An 18,333-nucleotide genomic window follows, 5' to 3' on the forward strand; every position below is an offset into this window, starting at 1 on the left:
TGCGCCATCAGTGGCTTTGCAGTCTTATTGTATCTGACATTTATACCCATCTCGGCATTTCACCTCTTCGCCCCGACTTCCAACCCATGTCACCCCGCTCTGGATACACCTTACCAGTATTCGCTTGTGCTGCGGCTGTAGCAGCTTTACAGCAGATCAAACACGGGCGATCGCTCGATCGTGTTTCAATCGACTTGCTCGAACCACCTGAAATTGTCGAAATTGCGATCGAACAAGTAGCCGAACTTAAGCCAGGGATCGCTTTAGCAATTACCAGTAGCGATCCAGGAGATAATTTGGATATCACGCGAAATACGCCGATCTGGGCATTGGTAGAATTGGGAGTCGAAATTGTAGGGGCGGGTTTAGCAAAAGATTCACAGCCAAAGCAAGATCTCTTGGGTCGAAACCCGCCCGTACCGGAGTCAGAAGTCGGGACAGATTCACCAGCCATCACGCCAAACCTGCCCATTTCAAAGATAATCGGGACGCAGGATGATGCACCCAGAATTACAATCGTTGGCGGCGCAGGAATCGGAAGGATAGTCAATGATTCTTCAATTCCGAATTCCAAATTCCGAATTCCGAATTCTCCTACCAAGCCTGCAATTTACGCCTATGCCCAAAGATTGTTATACGCTAACTTAGAGCGATCGCTCGCCCCAGGGGAAACAATTGAGGTTACAATCATCCTCCCAGAAGGCAGAAAACTTGCAGAGCGTACTTCTAATGCTGCTTTTGGCGTAGTAGATGGACTCTCTTTATTGGGGACGACAGGGATCTCTCAACCTTTGAGCGCCCCAGGACAGTTAGATATCTGTCGCGAACAATTACAAACAAAAGCACGACAGTTTGAGAGTTTAGTTTTTTGTGTGGGAGAAAATGGTCTAGACTTAGCGCCTCAACTGGGGATCGATCGCGAACGGTTAGTTAAAACAGCTAATTGGCTAGGTTCTCTCTTAGTAGAGGCGGGATTGCAGGGAGTCAAAGAAATTTTGTTGTTTGGCTATCATGGCAAGCTGCTGAAACTCGCAGGTGGCATTTTTCATACGCACCACCACCTAGCTGACGGACGGCGCGAGATCCTGACAGCGCACTGTGCCAATCTAGGCTTACCGACAAACGTGCTTCAGGCAATTTTTGCTTGTCCGACAGCAGAAGCCGCGCTGGAATATTTACGGGAATTGGATGTGAGCGAAAACAGCGACTGGGTAAGTCGAGTTTATGAAACGATCGCCTCAGAAATCGATCGACGTTCTCAGGAATATATCTACAACTACAGCGATCGCCAAGTTAGTGTTGGTACAGTTCTGTTTGACCGCGATCGGCAAATTTTAGTCAAAAGCGAAACTGCTACTACCATCCTGGATCGCTTGTGTTAACTTAATAAGAATAAACGTTTAAAGATAGCAATAAATACAGTTTTAGTATCCCTCATTAGATAGGGATATATTTTTTAGATTTGTCATCGAGAGCTTCATCTCTTAGAGCAACCTTTCTCATCCAGCAGGACTTCCAGCAGTGACAATACAAACAGAAATGCCGCCACAGGATGCGTCACTCAGGCGGCTCGATCGGCAAACGATCGTGATTCTTGACTTCGGCTCTCAATATTCGGAATTGATTGCTCGTCGAATTCGCGAGACGCAAGTTTATTCAGAAGTGATCTCCTATCGCACCAGCGCCGAACAACTGCGGCTACTCAATCCCAAAGGAATTATCCTTTCAGGGGGACCCAATTCCGTGTATGACAAAGGCGCTCCGCAGTGCGATCCCGCAATTTGGCATTTGGGTATCCCCATCCTTGGTGTGTGCTATGGAATGCAGCTGATGGTCAATCAGTTAGGCGGACAAGTGGTTCGCGCCGAACGGGGAGAGTATGGTAAAGCAGCCTTGTGTATAGACGATCCTACGGACTTGCTGACCAACGTAGAAGATGGGACGACCATGTGGATGAGCCACGGGGATTCCTGCGTCAAGCTACCGGAAGGGTTTGAAATTCTCGCCCATACAGAAAATACTAGCTGTGCGGCGATCGCCGAACACAATACAAAGCTTTACGGCGTGCAGTTTCATCCAGAAGTCGTCCACTCAATCGGTGGTCTAGCATTAATTCGCAATTTTGTCTACCACATTTGCGACTGCGAACCAACTTGGACGACAGCGGCTTTTGTTGAAGAGTCAGTGCGCGAAGTCCGGGCGAAAGTCGGTGATAAGCGGGTGTTATTGGCGCTTTCGGGTGGTGTAGACTCCTCTACCCTGGCTTTTCTCTTACATCGGGCGATCGGAGACAAACTGACTTGTGTATTCATCGATCAAGGCTTTATGCGCAAGCACGAACCGGAACGGTTGGTGAAGTTGTTTCGAGAACAGTTTCACATTCCGGTAGAGTATGTTAATGCTAGCGATCGCTTTTTAGCGGCGATCGCAGGTGTTACCGATCCCGAAGAAAAACGCCGTCGGATCGGACATGAATTCATTAGCACGTTTGAAGAGAGTTCCAAGCGTCTCGGACCCTTCGACTACCTAGCTCAAGGAACGCTTTACCCAGACGTAATCGAATCTGCCGATACCAACGTCGATCCCAAAACAGGCGAACGTGTCGCAGTGAAGATCAAGAGTCATCACAACGTCGGTGGTTTACCCAAAGACTTGAGATTCAAACTCGTCGAACCCCTCCGCAAACTCTTCAAAGACGAAGTACGTAAAGTCGGACGGGCGATCGGCTTACCGGAAGAAATCGTTCAGCGCCAGCCATTTCCTGGTCCTGGCTTAGCAATTCGGATTATTGGTGAAGTCACAGCCGAACGGTTGGAAATTCTTCGCGATGCAGATCTGATCGTCCGTCAAGAGATCAATCGCCAGGGTTTATACAATGACGTATGGCAAGCCTTTGCAGTCCTTTTACCAATTCGTAGCGTTGGTGTCATGGGCGACCAGAGAACTTATGCTTATCCAATTGTTCTACGTCTCGTTACCAGCGAAGATGGGATGACGGCAGATTGGGCAAGAGTTCCTTACGATTTATTGGAATTAATTTCTAACCGGATTGTGAATGAAGTCAAGGGCGTAAATCGTGTTGTTTACGATATTACTTCTAAGCCACCTGGAACCATCGAATGGGAATAGGTTGAGATTGTGAATATAGAATTCCATCTCAAAGAAATCTTGACTAGGTTAGAAACTAAAGTTGACAAGATTTCTGAAGATGTTAGCGATATCAAAACAAATCTAGTCAGAGTGGAAGCAGAACTCAAAGGCGATCTAGTCAGAGTGGAAGCAGAACTCAAAGGCGAAATTCGGGTCTTGGATGAAAAAATAGACGGTATTGCCAAGCGGGTTGATACCCAGGAGTTTATCAATCGAGGAGTAGTAATTGGACTGGTGCTAGCAATTTTAGGAGGGTTTGCCAAAATCTTTGGTTTTGTTTCCTAAGAGTCTGGGCGAATAGAATTCGCGGCTAAACAAACCAAGTCCGCCTGCGCGGACTGCTTTTAAACCCGCGCAGGCGGGTTTCGTCTGTATAGCTGCGATTTCAATCGCTCAGTTCGATTCTGTTGTATTAATTCCAATATCGGATATTGCTGACGCAAAAAAAGCGATCGCTAGCCTTTACCTTTTTGACTGTTGTACGGGCGGGTTTAGCAGATCGATTCACCGCTTTGACGACAAATTTTTACTCAAAACCCGCCCCTACCTTTGACTGTTGTACGGGCGGGTTTAGCAGATAGATTCACAGCTAGAACCAGAAATTTTTAGTCAAAACCCACCCCTACTTTTGACTTTTGCTCTACCAACTGACTCACATAGCGATCGCCCCAATCGCGCATCATTAGTAAAATTGGTTCTAAACTGCGACCAAATTCGGTTAAAGAGTATTCTACTTTCGGTGGCACTTCAGCATAAACAGTACGCTTAACCACACCATCTTTTTCTAATTCGCGTAACTGCAAAGTCAACATTCTTTGAGTGCAACCTTGTACTAAACGTTGAAGTTCGTTAAAACGTTTGGTTCCCTCCATTAGATGAAACAGAATCACGCCTTTCCAGCGACCACCAATCACATCTAATGTTGCTTCTACAGAACAACCGTAGCGATAATCGTATTGTCTGCTTTGCATAGACTGCCTCTAATAGGATAAATTTTGATACTACCGCACAAATTTAATACTACTCTACAAAAATGTGCGTACTTGTCAATTCTTAATTTAGCTTAGAAACTTAAATTATAGGTTTTTGATCGCAACTATTTGAACGAAGCGCAATTAAAAGTAAAGTAGCGCTTTTGTTTCAGATTTCTGTTAGTTATTTGTCACGTTCTAATCGACTATTTAGGTCGTCTCGACCTATTATTTTGTGCTGTTCGCTAACAAATTGGAGACATTTATGAAAGCTTATGAAATCCAGAACGACAAGCCAGAATTGGATGCTTTAACATTAGTAGAACGTCCGCAGCCGCAACCCAAAGCCGGACAAGTTTTGGTCAAAATGAAGGCTGCATCGCTCAATTATCGAGATTTACTCGTTGCAAAAGGGACTTATGGTTCCCCATCAGTTAATCCAATAGTGCCACTGTCTGACGGTGCGGGAGAAGTTGTTGCTGTGGGAGAAAGTGTGACGCGAGTAAAGGTGGGCGATCGCGTTGCAGGCATTTTCATGCAATCATTCATATCAGGGGAATTGACACTAGAAAAAGCGAATTCTGCCCTTGGTGGTGCGATCGATGGTGTATTAGCAGAGTACGTTGTCTTTGACGAACAGGGAGTTGTCAAAATTCCCGCACACCTATCTTATGAAGAAGCTGCAACTTTACCTTGTGCTGCTGTTACAGCTTGGAACGCAATGATAGCAGAGGGACAGCTTAAGGCAGGTGATACCGTGCTGCTACAAGGAACCGGAGGCGTATCGCTGTTTGGTTTGCAATTCGCCAAGATGATGGGCGCACGGGTTATTCTAACTAGCAGTAGTGATGAGAAATTAGACCGTGCCATGCAGCTAGGTGCAGATGTAGGCATTAATTACAAAACTACACCCGACTGGGATGAAAAAGTCGAGAAATTGACGGATGGTAGGGGTGTAGATTTGGTTGTAGAAGTTGGGGGATCGGGAACGCTGTCAAAATCTCTTCGTGCCGTGCGCTACGGTGGTAAAGTGGCTACGATCGGCGTGCTTACAGGTATGATGGGAAATGTCAGCACTGGTTCAATCCTGTTCAAACATATCCGAGTCCAAGGTATTTATGTAGGCTCTCGCGATTTATTTGAAGACATGAATCGCGGTATTAGCCTGCACGAAATAAAACCAATTATAGATCGAGTCTTTCCATTCCACGAAACCAGAGCAGCACTAACCTACCTCGAAAGCGGCGCACACTTCGGTAAAGTTTGTATAAGCCTGTAAGAATTAAACGGATCCTAGAGGACTCGAACCTCTGACTTACCGATTAGAAATCGGTTGTTCTATCCACTGAACTAAGGATCCAGAAACTAAGCCAAGGTAGAACATTGCTACCCTAACAAAAAGTAAGCTGCACTTACATTAGAAGTGAGCTTACATATCCTATCAAAAAATTGGTCAATTGTGGATGACTATCCAAAAGTCGAGCTATTCCAGCCCCACATATAACCTTTCGCGTCGTTGAATTCAATATAGATGCGGTTTTTGTCTACACCTAACGCTTGGTTAATCTGCTGGCAAAAGTCCTGACTCATTGCCTTGGTTTGTTCTGGCTTCATCGTTCCGACGCTTTTTACTTCTATGTAGCAAACTGGATCTAACGTTCCAGCAAAAGTCATCGGTACATCAGGTTCAAACGCCGTCATCACGTATGATTCTGGTTTACCCGTATGCTTTGCCAACATAGAAGATAGGCTTTTCAGCAAAGCTTCCACATCAGATTCAACAGGAGTCGCGATCGAAGTTTGAACTTTAATTAATGGCATAGTTATCAGTTGTCAGTTGTCAGTTATCAGTTATCAGTTATCAGTTGCCAGTTGTCAGTTAATTCAGACTTCCGACTTTTGACTTTTGACTTCTTCCCTAGCCTCCATACTGCCAGCCGGTTGTCTCTAAGCGCAGCGAGTCTCCTTCGCGGTGAACGCCAGCAGCGATGACTTCGCCAACATAAACTGTATGGTCGCCTTTTTCCACTGCACCGACAACTTGACATTCAACGTAGCCTAAAGAGTCAGTCAGGATCGGACACCCCGTTTCGCCGATATAAAACTCGATATCGTCGAATTTGTTGCCTACTCGTCGTTGGGGTTGAAAGAATTTTTGGGCTATATCTTTTTGTTCGGCATCGAGAAAACTGATTGCAAATACCCCACTGGTTTTGATCATCTCGTGGGATTTGGAGTCTTGTTTGACACAATTGACTATTAAAGGTGGTTTAAAAGAAGCCTGCATGATCCAGCTAGCGGTGAAGCCATTGACATCTTCTCCATCCTTCACACCACATACATAAAGTCCGTGCGGAATTTTCCGCAGCATGGTTTTCTTGGCTTGTTCGTCTAGCAAGGTGCGTTCTCCTCAAAATTTGTGTTTACTTAAATTGCTAAGTAAATCTTATCGAACCGCAGGGGACAGTTATCAGTTATCAGTGACTGTAATTATGGATTGAGTTTTTGCTTAGGGCGAAACAGGTGGGTGTGTTCGGGATGGTAGAGGCGAGATCTTGCCGTGACTTCTCCTAATGCGGGGCTGATAACATAAAGAGTAGTACGAATTAGCTGTTCTTTGTGGGTGGTCTCTGCCATTTTGTCAAGGGTGGTGACACAAATCTTTTCGTCTTCCCAACCCAAGCGAAAACAAATTGCTACAGGAGTTTCTGGCGGGTAGTGTGCTAATAATTGACTTTGAGCCGATTCTACATGACGGGCAGCGAGGTAGAGGCAAAGACTAGCTTGATGAGCAGCGAGGGATGCTAATTCTTCTCTTTCTGGGACTTGCGTGCGTCCGCTGATACGGCAGAGAATGATTGTCTGTACGAGTCCGGGGACGGTTAATTCAACGTTGAGTTTGGCAGCAGCGGCTTGAAAGGCACTGATCCCAGGAATGACTTCAAAGGGAATCTCGGCGGCGGCGAGGGCGTGCATTTGTTCGTGGATGGCGCTGTAGAGACTCGGATCGCCAGATTGGAGGCGGATTACGGATTTATGCGATCGCACCCTTTCCACCATCACGGGTAAAATATCCTCTAAGGTTTTATTTGCCGTATGGATAATTTCTGCCTCTGGACGGCACATTTGTAAGATTTGTCGCGGCACGAGAGAGTCGGCATAAAGAATGACATCTCCCTGCATTAAAAGTTTTTGGGCTTTAACGGTCAAAAGTTCTGGATCGCCTGGTCCTGCCCCTACAATGTATACTCCGGGGGCGAGGGAAGGAATTGATTCGCGATTTAACTCGATAGTAGATTCAGAAGTAGAGTTAGACATAGGCGATCGCGCTTGATTTGTGTATAGCCATCTTAGACAATTTGTAAATCTCGCGCTTTCACAGTCAACCGTCAACCGTCAACTGCTCTCATAATCGCAGATTTAAGATTTTCTCCAAATTTTCACATTCTTTTCCGAAGTCGAGTCACTTCACGATGAAGATACCTATTGGTAGATGCTGCATCATAAGTAAGCCCTAAATTCAGCCCTTAGGGCTTTTTTTTGACATTCAACGCTTGGAGACTTCCATCCTTGGTTCTGGTGCTGTAACTGGAGGCGCAACATCTGGTAACGAACGGCGATAAAGATACAACCAAGCCAGCCCAAGTAACCCGAGGGCAACTCCTACTAGACTCACCATTTGAGCCATCCGCAACGGTCCTAGCATTAAACTATCGGTACGCAATCCTTCAATCCAAAAGCGCCCTAAGCTATAAGCCACCATGTAGATTAAAAATAGCGTGCCAGTTTTCAACCGCAATCCCCGTAAGCTGCGGAAAAATAAATACATTAAGATCCCAAAGACCATCAAATTCCATAGCGATTCGTAGAGAAATGTGGGATGAAAGTATTCAAAATTTCCGTATCCCGGCGGACGGTTGCTAGGAGGAATATAGAGTTTCCAAGGTAAATTTGTAGGGCTGCCAAAGGCTTCAGAATTGAAAAAATTTCCCCACCGTCCGATCGCCTGCCCTAAAATCAGCGAAGGAGCAATCAGATCGGCTACTTGCCAAAAAGAAATCTTGCGTAACCGACAAAAGATTAAAGCTGCGATAACTCCACCTAAGATTGCACCATGAATGGCAATTCCCCCCTCCCAGATCGCAAAAATCTTACCTGGATTATTCGCGTAGTTCGACCACTCAAATAATACGTAGTACAAACGGGCAGCAGGAATCGCTCCCACAACTAACCAAATCGCTACATCGCCAATAATGTCGGGGTTGACGTGACGGCGTTTAGCTAGGTATTGCGACAGGGTGACTCCAATCAAGACTGCCGAAGCAATCAGCAAACCATACCATCGGAGCGTGAAAGGACCAATTTGTACCAAAATGGGTCCAGGAGAAGCAAATTGCCATGCCAAAGGCAAGTCAGGAATCGCAGGTAACATTGGAATTATATGTTTGAGGATGTTTTGCCCGTGCTGTTGCACAGGCTACAGAATCCATTCTATCTAGCTAGTCAACACCCAATTTACCAGAGTTCGTACGCCGAAACCTGTTGCTCCAGGGTTGTTATAGCCATTTTCCTTGTCCGTCCAGACAGGACCAGCTACATCTAAATGTACCCAAGGAGTTTCTTTGACAAATTGTTTGAGAAATAGGGCAGCAGTAATCGAACCACCAGCGCGGGGACCCGTATTTTTCATATCAGCAATCCCAGACTTCAATCCCTCAAAATATTTCTCTTCCATAGGTAGCCGCCAGAACTTTTCCCCTGCGGTTTGGGCAGCAGCTTGGATTTCATTCGCTAAATCATCGTGGGGAGTAAATAATCCCGCAATCTCGTCTCCCAAGGCGACAATGCAAGCACCAGTCAAGGTAGCAAGATCGACGATCGCATCCACGCCTAATTTTTCGGCAAACACTAGCGCATCTGCTAAGGTTAAGCGTCCTTCAGCATCGGTATTGTTAACTTCAATTGTCTTGCCGTTGGAAGCCTTAAGGATATCGCCAGGGTGCATGGCACGACCGCTGATCATGTTCTCGGTGGCGGCGCTAATAAAATGAACCTCGACATCGGGCTTCAATTGGGCGATCGCTTTAGCTGCCCCTAGAGTCGCCGCAGCGCCACCCATGTCCATTTTCATCGTTTCAATCCCGCTGCCAGCACCCTTGATGTTCAAACCGCCAGAATCGAAGGTTAAGCCTTTACCGATAATCGCCAGCTTGCGCTTAGGCGTACCATCGGGTTTGTAGGTTAAGTGGATGAATTTGGGAGGCAACTCCGAAGCTTGGGCAACACCTAAAAACGCACCCATGCCTAGCTTTTCACAATCTTCCCGTTCGAGAATTTCGACTGCAAGTCCATATTCAGAGGCGATCGCCTGTGCTGTTTCCGCCATTGTGACTGGTGTTACGGCATTAGCTGGAGCCGCCACCAGTTCCCGCGCCAAAATTACACCCGAAGCAATCTGACTGGCACGGGTAACGGCATCATCTTGACTGCCTAATCCTAATAGATCGACTCGTTCTACAGTTGGCGGTTTATCTTCCGGTTCTGACTTAAACCGATTATCCTGAAACAAAGCCAGTTGAATTCCCTCAGCCAAAGCTTGAGCCGTTGCAGCTGGATCGTTATTCCACGCCGGAAGACTAATTCCTACGGTTTTACACCGTTCCTTTTTCGCTAACCGCGCCACTACCGCAGCCGCTTTACGCCAGTTGTCTATTTTTAGTCCTTCTGGCTTACCCAGTCCTACCAATATGACTTTGCGGACGGCACTACCACCGCCAACTCGCGTCACTGCCGTACTACCTTCTTTCGCCTTAAACTCCGTATCCGCGGTCAGTTCGGCGATCGCCCCAGCAAATTTTCCGTCCAGCTCTGCCAGTTCGCCTGTTAATTCTACAGCATCCTCAAATAAACCAAGGGCGAGAGCATCTCCAGCCCAGTCTAAAAGTGGTGTATCAATCGCTCGAATTTCCATTACTCTGCGTTCCGCTTTTTAGCTTCTTGTTCCAGTATTGCGTAAAAAGAGTGGTGCGTGGCTAGTGGCTAGTGGCTGGTGGCTGGTGGCTAGAATTTCTCCTTTGTACCCCTTGTCCTTCTTTCCAACTCCCGACTCCCGACTCTTGTAAAATGATGAAAGTCACTAGCTAAATGTATATCGAGTGGGAGACAGCGACTTACTTAAGGGAATTAACCTGTACCTGGTGGGAATGATGGGTGCAGGCAAGACGACGGTAGGACAAATACTTGCAGCTCAGCTCGGTTATGGATTTGTCGATACAGATGCAGTCATCGAACAACTGACACAAAAATCGATTAACCAAATCTTTGCTGACGAGGGAGAAGCAACGTTTCGGCAAATAGAAACTAAAGTCTTATCAGAAGTTTGTGCCTATACTCGTCTCGCCATTGCTACTGGTGGCGGAATTGTTTTGCGGCGAGAAAACTGGAGTTACCTGCACTACGGCTTAATTGTCTGGCTGGATATACCAGTCGAACAACTCTACAGCCGCTTAGCCGAAGATAATACCAGACCTCTACTACAAGACCCCGATCCAATCGGAAAACTGCGATCGCTCCTCGATGAGAGGCGATCGCTCTACGCCGAAGCCGACTTGCACATCACCCCCCATCCTCAAGACACCCCAGAGGCGATCGCAGCACAGGTGTTAGAAGCAATTCCTTCAGTGCTGAAAGCGGGAGCCGGGAATCGGTACGGGCGGGTTTAGAAACCCGCCCGTACGGGAGGCGGAGAAGATGGCTGAGGGAGCGATCGGAAGCTGGGGGAGAAAAACCACGCACCACTGATAACTGGTCACTGGTCAGGAGTCACTGATAACTGACAACTGATAACTGATAACTGATAACTGGTCACTGATAACTGTCAGCATACTGCCAAGCTTGCTCGAACTGTTTTTGGACGACTTGGGCTTCCTCTTGCTTGTTCTGTGCTTTGAGGCTTTGCATTAACCCATAGAGAGACCAGCCGTTTTCGGGATAAATATTCAAGTCATCTCGATAGGCTTGTTCTGCTTGGGCAAAGCGACGCGCTTTGAGTAAAATACCTCCTAGCGATTGTCGCGCGGGTTGAGACCAGTCGGCAGGCTCGGTATAAACAAGAGCATCTTCTAGCTTGACTGCTTTTTTCAAGTGCGCGATCGCCTGCTGGTAATTTTTCTGCTGTGCTGCAATTTCACCTGCTAGCACTTGGGAGGCAAGATTTAAAATACTTGCCGTTGAGTTAAAGCCCCAAATTTTGACATCTTGCAAGGCTGGAATCGCGGCGATCGCTTGTAGTTTTTTCAATTCCCGCATTGCTGGTTTCATCTGACCTTTGGCAGCAAAAGCGCGTCCGCGTGCGTAGTGCCAAACTCCCGATGGATATTTCAAATCTCGTGCTGGTGCAGCAGTTGAGAGAATCCGATCCCATTGCCCAAACCGAATGTAAGTATACATGGGAATCGTATAGAAGTGTTGCAAGGCTCCAGCCAAATCAGGCTGCCGCATGAGTTTTGCATCGACTTTAGCTGTGCGAAGCGCTGCTTCGGTTGCGACTTTACTTTGTCCGGTCATTAAGGCGGCGAACCAGAGGAAATGATGGTTGTGGGGCATATAAGCTAACGGATAAATCCCCTCTACCTGATTCCGAGCCGCATAAGCGTTGTCAGCTGCAATTCCGCGTTGATTGGATAGTACGGCATCGTGATATCTGCCAACACGAATATAGATGTGCGATGCCATGTGTACGAGGTGTCCAGAATTGGGAACCAATTGCATTAGGCGATCGGCAGATGCAACTCCCAAATCGGGGCGTTCTTTCTCTACGGCATGAATGTAAAGATGGTTAGCACCAGGATGGTTGGGATACTGTTTTAGAACTGACTCTAAGGTGGCAATAATTTCTTTACCTGCTGGTTTGAGCGTGCCATCGTCCTCCCAGTAATCCCAAGGAGTGGTATCCATTAAGGATTCAGCAAACAAAGTTGCTGCGTCTGGGTCGTCTGGGTAGCGTTGGGCAACTTCCCGCATGGCATTAGCATAGGCAAGATCGAACGACTTGCGGTCTTCGACTGGCTGCGATGGGTAACGTTTTGCTAATGCTTGAATGTAAGCCTTTTCTTTGTCACTGGCATGTTTGCTCAGCTTCAGTGCTTGCTGGAGCGATCGCCAAGCTTCAGATACGGCTTCTGGTTCCATCGGTGCATTGATGTTGGGTCCAAGAACGAGGGCAACGCCCCAGTAGCAAATCGCACATGCAGGGTCGAGTTTAGCAGCCTCTTGGAAGGAACGAGCTGCTTCCGCGTGGTTGAAACCGTAGGCAAGGGTCAATCCTTGATCGAAGTAGCGTTGAGCCAGTTTTGAATTCGTGGAAATAGGGTGGTGGAGATTGCCGAGATTGTCAAACAGTGTGACAGTGGGTTGAGATGTTGTTGCTTGGGCGAGGTGCATCGCATGAGGGTTAGACGGAGCGCGATCGCGGCTCGATTCTTTTGCCACTGCTAATTTCAATGGTGAAGACTGAGTGACGGCTAGTCCTAACGTTATTAATAGCGCCCAAATAAATAATGTGAGGCGTTTAGAGACAAAAAACATATGTTCTCCAAAAATTGAAATTCGTGAAATTCTGTTATGTGTTATACCTACACGTGGTCTTTCAGAAAATTTCAGAATGGGAGAAACAAAAATATACAAAAGTTTTGGAAATAGATATAGCGATTCCCATGCTAGATGCAATATATCTGTAGGGGCGCACAGATGTGCGCCCCTACTACAAATACATGTACCTCATTCAAATGAGAATTGTTATAAATGCACCCAGGTTGAACTTAAGGTAATGGCGCTGTGGAGTTGACTCTATAACTGGAGGTAACTTTACCAAGCTGCGATCGCAATTGTGGATACTGCGTCTCAGGAACGATGAAGTGAATGTAAGAAATTTTGTCATCATCTTGTTTGACATAACCGTAGCCCAACATTTTGCTTTTTTTACCTTGCAGGTTAGTCACTGTATAAGTCCAATGTACTTGCAGCCAACCGCCACTCGCCGGTTCAGTGGCAGCTAACTGAAAATCAGGATTCGCACGATACTGTTGTTGGGCTGCTCTGGCTAAAAATCGGTTCAATCTTTCTTGTGAAATTTGACCTTTTTGCTGAAATGCTTCTCTGGTAAAGACATCAACTACAATAGCTGCATTATTACTCGGATCGTACCAGCTTACAATTGCTTCACCCGTCGTACTGCGATCGCGGCGCTGCCAGTCTTCCGGTACGTCGATTGAAAACAGATTGGTATTGTAAGTATAAGTTTTCAGCCGACCGATTTTCACTTGCTCGCTCAAGCTTGATGGTGTCGATCCTGGCTGCGGAGAAACAGCATTTGGCTGATTATTAGCTGTTGCCGAGGAATTCAATTCACTCGGTTTGCCGTTTTGCTCTGCGATCGCCTCAGGAGAGTCATTATTGATAGAATTCGTTTTTGGTCTTGTTACATAGCTAATTGCAACAAATAGCACGGCTAAAGCTACTAAGCTACCGCAAAGAATTAAAGCAGCTTTTGCCAAAGTTACCAGTTTACTGGTGGCAGCAGAGGTTTTCAATTTTTCATGACTAGCTTTACCTGAAGTAACGCCTGTATGAATTTCTTTTCTCTCTACTTGGTTGGGAGGCGTAGAGACTGCTGTTGGTGGCGGAGGAGAGGATTCTGGAATAATTGTCTGTGAAGCAGGAGCCACTGGAGTTGCTGGTGGGGTTTGTGGCGTACTAACTCTTGGTGGAGTCGGATTTGGTGGAGTTGCTGGTGGGGTTTGTGGCGTACTAACTCTTGGTGGAGTTGGATTTGGTGGAGTTGCTGGTGGGGATTGCGGCGCACTAACCCTTGGTGGAGTTGGATTTGGTGGAGTTGCTGGTGGGGATTGCGGCGCACTAACCCTTGGTGGAGTTGGATTTGGTGGAGTTGCTGGTGGGGATTGCGGCGCACTAACCCTTGGTGGAGTTGGATTTGGTGGAGTTGCTGGTGGGGATTGCGGCGTACTAACTCTTGGTGGAGTTGCTGGTGGGGTTTGTGGCGCACTGACTCTTGGTGGAGTTGGAGTCGGTGGCGGTGCAGCCGATGGCGTTTGCGACGCACTAGCTTTTGAAGGAACAGTATGAGTGTCGAGCTGCTGCAAAGCTGCTAACATGGCAGGCGCATTCATGTAGCGATCGCGGGCGGATGGTTGTATTGTTTTATCTAAAATTGCCGCAAATTTTGGACTCACATTTAATGTTTGCTGTCGCCAGTGGATCTCACCCGTCAAAGGGTTAGTTTTCAGTTCTTGCGGCATCTTACCTGTCAGTAAATAAATTGCCGTTAAGCCTAAAGCATACAAATCGCTGGCAAATAAAGGTTTTCCCGCTGCTTGTTCGTTGGGAATAAATCCTGGCGTACCTACTACAATCGAACTTGTAGCACGACCGGAAGGCGTTACCGTCGTTCCCATGATTTCCTTAATCGCGCCAAAATCGATCAAGACGGGTTTGCTATCTCGCGATCGCCAAATAATATTGTCTGGTTTTAGATCGCGGTGAATAATACCTTGACTGTGAATGTATTGCAGAACTGGCAGTATATTTAATAGTATTTCTTTAACTTCTCGCTCGCTAAACAGTCCTACTTGCTGGACGCGATCGCTCAGAGTTTGACCTTGAATCCACTCTTGAACTAAATAAAATTCTCCAGCTTCTACAAAATAGGCATACAGACGAGGGATTTGACTATTGATATCGCCTAGCGTTTCTAAAGTTGCGGCTTCACGCTGAAATTTTTCTCTGATTATTCGATCGACCTGGGGACTGTTTTCGCTCGGTTTGAGCTGCTTAATGATACATTTCTTACCAGAAGGCATCTGAGTGTCTTCTGCTAAAAAAGTCTTCCCAAATCTCCCATTTGCTAGTTCTTGCAGCACTCGGTAACGATTTTTTAACAAGATTGCTGCCATCGGAAGTTGCTGATTTTCAGTTTTAGTTCTAACATACCACGTCCGGTTGTCAGTTATCAGTTATCAGTTGTCAGCTGTCAGTCAATACATCTCGGTTAGTGATGCAAAGATCTTGGAAGATCCCCCAACCCCCTTAACAAGAGGGCATTTGTTCCCCCCTTTTTAAGGGGGGTTAGGGGGGATCTTGCCTTAACCGAACAGCATTGAGTTGTCAGTTGTCAGTGTAGAGAGGTTACATGTAACGTCTCTACTGCTCATCGATCGCTGCATAAACTAACTAAGGGAAACCTAAGTAACCTATAACAAGCATTACGCAGTAGGAGAAACCCCATGCACGCTAACATCTGGTCTATCTTTGCTATCTTAGCTGTACTAATTCAAGTTATCCCTGCTGCAGTCGTCTTGTACTTAGCGTCGGCAACCGATCGGCAGGAATGGTTTTGCTAGAAAACTTTACTAGATTGAACTCTGTAAACTAATGAAATTTTGTTACAACCTTTACTGCTACTTTTGGTTAACCTGGAATTAAGCTTATGTTGAGCTTCAGTAAAGATTTGATAAAGACTACGGCGGGTTTTGACAATTTGACTGGGAAAATACTTAAATTAGTGGTGTAAGAAGATTTTTTCTCCGCTTCTCGATCTTGGCATAATCGAGGAGCAAAATTCGTTCTACAAAAACACGAAAAAGATAACTATGATGCTGTCTAGCTTGCAGGCGGACAGTAAAGGGTGCTAACTACAACCTATTTGCAATGTAAGCAACATTGCAAATCGATTTAAACAAAACAAAAATGAATTAAAAAAAATTAAGCACGGTTCCCGACCTTAACCAAACTCTGAGGAAGTTAGGTTTACTACTTAAGGCAGAGCATTCTGTAGCTTTTACTTGCATCTCTGCAATCTTTGCTATGGGTAGTCTTGCTATCTTTATGCAATTTGCTGTTAGCGTTGGGTGCTGGTAACAAATTTACTTAGAAATTATGTGCTTTTTCCGTAATCTTTGTCACTCAAGTTGAATTTGTAGTTACACATACAATGCATCAGCCTAGAAAAAATTTTGTTTACTGCGGACAGAAATTGTTATTTTTTGTAAAGTTTAACTGAGCCAGATATGCTTTCTCTGCTGGAAACCTACAAGCGATCGCCATGCATCAAATCTAAAATTGCAGCGTATACATATAACATCTGGTTAGTAGGTCAGCGCATATAGCTCAAATTGAGCCTTCATAAGTTGTTAGGAAATGTTTGCGTCCTATGTCGTTACTAATTCTCGTGGTTGATGATGAGCCGTCGATTCGTGTTTCTGCTAGCTATGCATTGGAGCAAATTGGTTACTCAGTAGTTACGGCTGAACATGGAAAAGAAGCGCTGAGAATTATTGAGGAATATCAACCTCATCTAGTTATCACCGATATTATGATGCCGCAGATGAATGGATACGAACTGATTCGATGGGTGCGTCAGCGTCCGGCATTTCGGTTATTACCTGTCGTATTTTTAACCGGACGCACGGAAACGGAAGAACGCATTCGCGGCTATCAAATGGGAGGCGATGCATACTTACCTAAACCGTTTGAATTAGATGAATTACATGCTGTCGTTCGCAACCTCTTAGAGCGATCGCAGCTGATATCTCAACTGATGCAATGGGAATTGCGCCTGCGCGATCGCGCACAAAATACAGGTAGGCTACCCGTCTCTACAGATACTTTCGACTACAATCCTCTCAGTGTTCCAACACCAATTTCATCGCCAACTGAAACCTTACGCCAGCAATTGCATTCCCAAATTCAAGCAACAATTGCAGCTACCAGATCTCGGATTAATTTCACAGACAGAGAACAGGCTGTACTCAAATTTCTGGCGCAGGGACTATCTAATTCTCAAATTGCTACCAATCTATTTCTCAGTCCGCGCACGATAGAGAAATACGTGAGCAATTTGTTAGGTAAAACGGGAACTAGCAATCGGGTTGAATTGTTGCGCTTTGCAATGGAAAATCATTTAATTTCGTAAGGTTGCTGGGAAAAACTGCGATTGCGGGGTAGCATGTACCAAATTATCTTAAAATTTTAGAATTTGGATTTTAGATTTTGGATTACAGAAAATTGCGTCAGCAAATTTTACTAGTTTAAAATTGGTGGCGATCGCATCAAACAGTATGTTCTTTTTCTATCTATGGTGTCTTAGCAATATTTAATTGTAGATCTTTATATCCCCCTCCATTCACTTGCTCAATAGCAATTTTTTTAATTTAACTTCCTTCTACTAAAGACAACAAAAATAGAATATTTATTATCTACCATCCAAGTTTAGTGTTAAGGGTAATATGTTTCCATAGAAACCTATTATATCCTAGCACTTGACTTGGCTTTTTTAATATCATAACCTCTTAAAATAGATAGCACATCTACTGTTTTAAAACGGGTATATACCTAGTGAACTCACCCATTGCTTTGGGTAACTTTGCCGTACAAATAATCTGAATCTTTTTATAGATTATTAGTAGATGACGAATAATAGCCTGAACAAGAAAAAACAAAAAAGTTTTTCAAACAGGTTTTCCGAAATCAAATCTGAACTAACTGTAGGATTAAATAACGAGAAACAAAAACTAAAGCTGGTAGTTACTCTTACAGCGTTCTCTCAGCACTAAAAGATGTTCTCTAAACCGAATCTGTATAAAAAACGATCGGTAAATCTGAAAGTCAATATAGTAATATTTTTTAAAGTTACTTTATTGATTAGAAATACCAGGCTTCAATCATTTGTTTGACAACAAAGCTTCTAGGTATTTTAAAGATGGAAAATCAATCGAACTAAACTTTAAGTGCATAATTCTCGAATCACAAACGTACAACACATTAAGTCACTCAAACAACTTCAGGAGACTACTTACAATGATTAACGAAAACACCGAATTATTTGTCGAACTATCTGACGAGCAACAACAATTAGTCGCAGGTGGTTATTCTTGGAACGGCTATGGTGATAATTCCATTTATGACGCTTTGGGAACCAGCTTGAAAGAAACGCAATCAGTACAGCATCTCAAAGTCGGAATTGCTTCAACTCGCAACGGTAGCTATGTTGAGCAAGATTACTTGAATGCCAACCAAAAATTTGAAACTGATGCTTTCAAATATTTCACAGCTAAATAATTGAACTTCAGTGCATAATTCTCGAATCACAAACGTACAACATATTAAGTCACTCAAACAACTTCAGGAGATTACTCAC

The 18,333-nt window shown here is 45.1% G+C and carries 15 protein-coding genes and 1 tRNA gene; 7 read left to right on the forward strand and 9 right to left on the reverse strand.

Features of this window, described 5'->3' with window-relative positions:
- The first annotated feature begins 86 nt into the window (after positions 1-86).
- From cbiD to QH73_RS27365, 3 genes are all read left to right on the forward strand, one after another.
- On the forward strand, positions 87-1,382 hold the full coding sequence (cbiD, locus tag QH73_RS27355; RefSeq protein ID WP_039713612.1) for a cobalt-precorrin-5B (C(1))-methyltransferase CbiD: 1,296 nt from the start codon (positions 87-89) through the stop codon (positions 1,380-1,382).
- A 157-nt stretch (positions 1,383-1,539) separates the two neighbouring features.
- Positions 1,540-3,129: a glutamine-hydrolyzing GMP synthase gene (gene guaA, locus QH73_RS27360; protein WP_039713611.1), complete on the forward strand. Its 1,590-nt coding sequence runs from the start codon at positions 1,540-1,542 to the stop codon at positions 3,127-3,129.
- A gap of 9 nt (positions 3,130-3,138) precedes the next feature.
- Positions 3,139-3,435 (forward strand): hypothetical protein, encoded by a 297-nt coding sequence (locus QH73_RS27365; protein WP_039713610.1) that lies wholly within the window; start codon positions 3,139-3,141, stop codon positions 3,433-3,435.
- Between the two features lie 320 nt (positions 3,436-3,755).
- Here QH73_RS27365 and QH73_RS27370 read toward each other — a convergent pair whose 3' ends face one another.
- On the reverse strand, positions 3,756-4,121 hold the full coding sequence (locus QH73_RS27370) for a winged helix-turn-helix transcriptional regulator (RefSeq protein ID WP_039713609.1): 366 nt from the start codon (positions 4,119-4,121) through the stop codon (positions 3,756-3,758).
- Between the two features lie 265 nt (positions 4,122-4,386).
- Here QH73_RS27370 and QH73_RS27375 point away from each other — a divergent pair, with 265 nt between their 5' ends.
- Positions 4,387-5,400 carry a zinc-dependent alcohol dehydrogenase family protein gene (locus QH73_RS27375; RefSeq protein ID WP_039713608.1) on the forward strand — a complete coding sequence of 338 codons (1,014 nt, stop codon included), beginning with the start codon at positions 4,387-4,389 and terminating at the stop codon, positions 5,398-5,400.
- Positions 5,401-5,408: 8 nt separating this feature from the next.
- Here the strand turns inward: QH73_RS27375 and QH73_RS27380 are convergent.
- From QH73_RS27380 to QH73_RS27405, 6 genes are all read right to left on the reverse strand, one after another.
- Positions 5,409-5,481, reverse strand: a tRNA-Arg gene (locus QH73_RS27380).
- Positions 5,482-5,588: 107 nt separating this feature from the next.
- Positions 5,589-5,942, reverse strand: coding sequence for a phenylpyruvate tautomerase MIF-related protein (locus QH73_RS27385; protein WP_039713607.1), 354 nt, complete (start codon positions 5,940-5,942; stop codon positions 5,589-5,591).
- Positions 5,943-6,039: 97 nt separating this feature from the next.
- Entirely contained in the window at positions 6,040-6,519 is a 480-nt protein-coding gene (locus QH73_RS27390; protein ID WP_039713606.1) for a flavin reductase family protein, read from the reverse strand.
- A 92-nt stretch (positions 6,520-6,611) separates the two neighbouring features.
- A complete protein-coding gene (cobM, locus tag QH73_RS27395) occupies positions 6,612-7,439 on the reverse strand; it encodes a precorrin-4 C(11)-methyltransferase (RefSeq protein WP_039713605.1) in 828 nt (275 codons plus the stop codon).
- Positions 7,440-7,668: 229 nt separating this feature from the next.
- On the reverse strand, positions 7,669-8,553 hold the full coding sequence (gene lgt, locus QH73_RS27400) for a prolipoprotein diacylglyceryl transferase (RefSeq protein WP_039713604.1): 885 nt from the start codon (positions 8,551-8,553) through the stop codon (positions 7,669-7,671).
- A gap of 63 nt (positions 8,554-8,616) precedes the next feature.
- Positions 8,617-10,092: a leucyl aminopeptidase gene (locus QH73_RS27405; protein ID WP_039713603.1), complete on the reverse strand. Its 1,476-nt coding sequence runs from the start codon at positions 10,090-10,092 to the stop codon at positions 8,617-8,619.
- A gap of 232 nt (positions 10,093-10,324) precedes the next feature.
- Here QH73_RS27405 and QH73_RS27410 point away from each other — a divergent pair, with 232 nt between their 5' ends.
- Positions 10,325-10,843, forward strand: a complete 519-nt coding sequence (locus QH73_RS27410) for a shikimate kinase (protein ID WP_052289913.1) — start codon at positions 10,325-10,327, stop codon at positions 10,841-10,843.
- 142 nt (positions 10,844-10,985) lie between these two features.
- Here QH73_RS27410 and QH73_RS27415 read toward each other — a convergent pair whose 3' ends face one another.
- Both QH73_RS27415 and QH73_RS28530 read right to left on the reverse strand, forming a co-directional pair.
- A complete protein-coding gene (locus QH73_RS27415; RefSeq protein ID WP_039713601.1) occupies positions 10,986-12,707 on the reverse strand; it encodes a tetratricopeptide repeat protein in 1,722 nt (573 codons plus the stop codon).
- Between the two features lie 233 nt (positions 12,708-12,940).
- The gene (locus QH73_RS28530; protein WP_132867296.1) at positions 12,941-15,091 is read right to left on the reverse strand and encodes a serine/threonine-protein kinase; all 2,151 of its coding nucleotides are present in this window, start codon (positions 15,089-15,091) and stop codon (positions 12,941-12,943) included.
- A 1,256-nt stretch (positions 15,092-16,347) separates the two neighbouring features.
- Here QH73_RS28530 and QH73_RS27425 point away from each other — a divergent pair.
- A complete protein-coding gene (locus tag QH73_RS27425) occupies positions 16,348-17,109 on the forward strand; it encodes a response regulator transcription factor (RefSeq protein ID WP_039713599.1) in 762 nt (253 codons plus the stop codon).
- Between the two features lie 884 nt (positions 17,110-17,993).
- Complete coding sequence (locus QH73_RS27430) at positions 17,994-18,254, forward strand: CTB family bacteriocin (RefSeq protein WP_039713598.1); 261 nt, start codon at positions 17,994-17,996, stop codon at positions 18,252-18,254.
- Positions 18,255-18,333 lie beyond the last annotated feature (79 nt).

The organism is Scytonema millei VB511283 (assembly GCF_000817735.3).
Classification (GTDB): Bacteria; Cyanobacteriota; Cyanobacteriia; order Cyanobacteriales; family Chroococcidiopsidaceae; genus Chroococcidiopsis; species Chroococcidiopsis millei_B.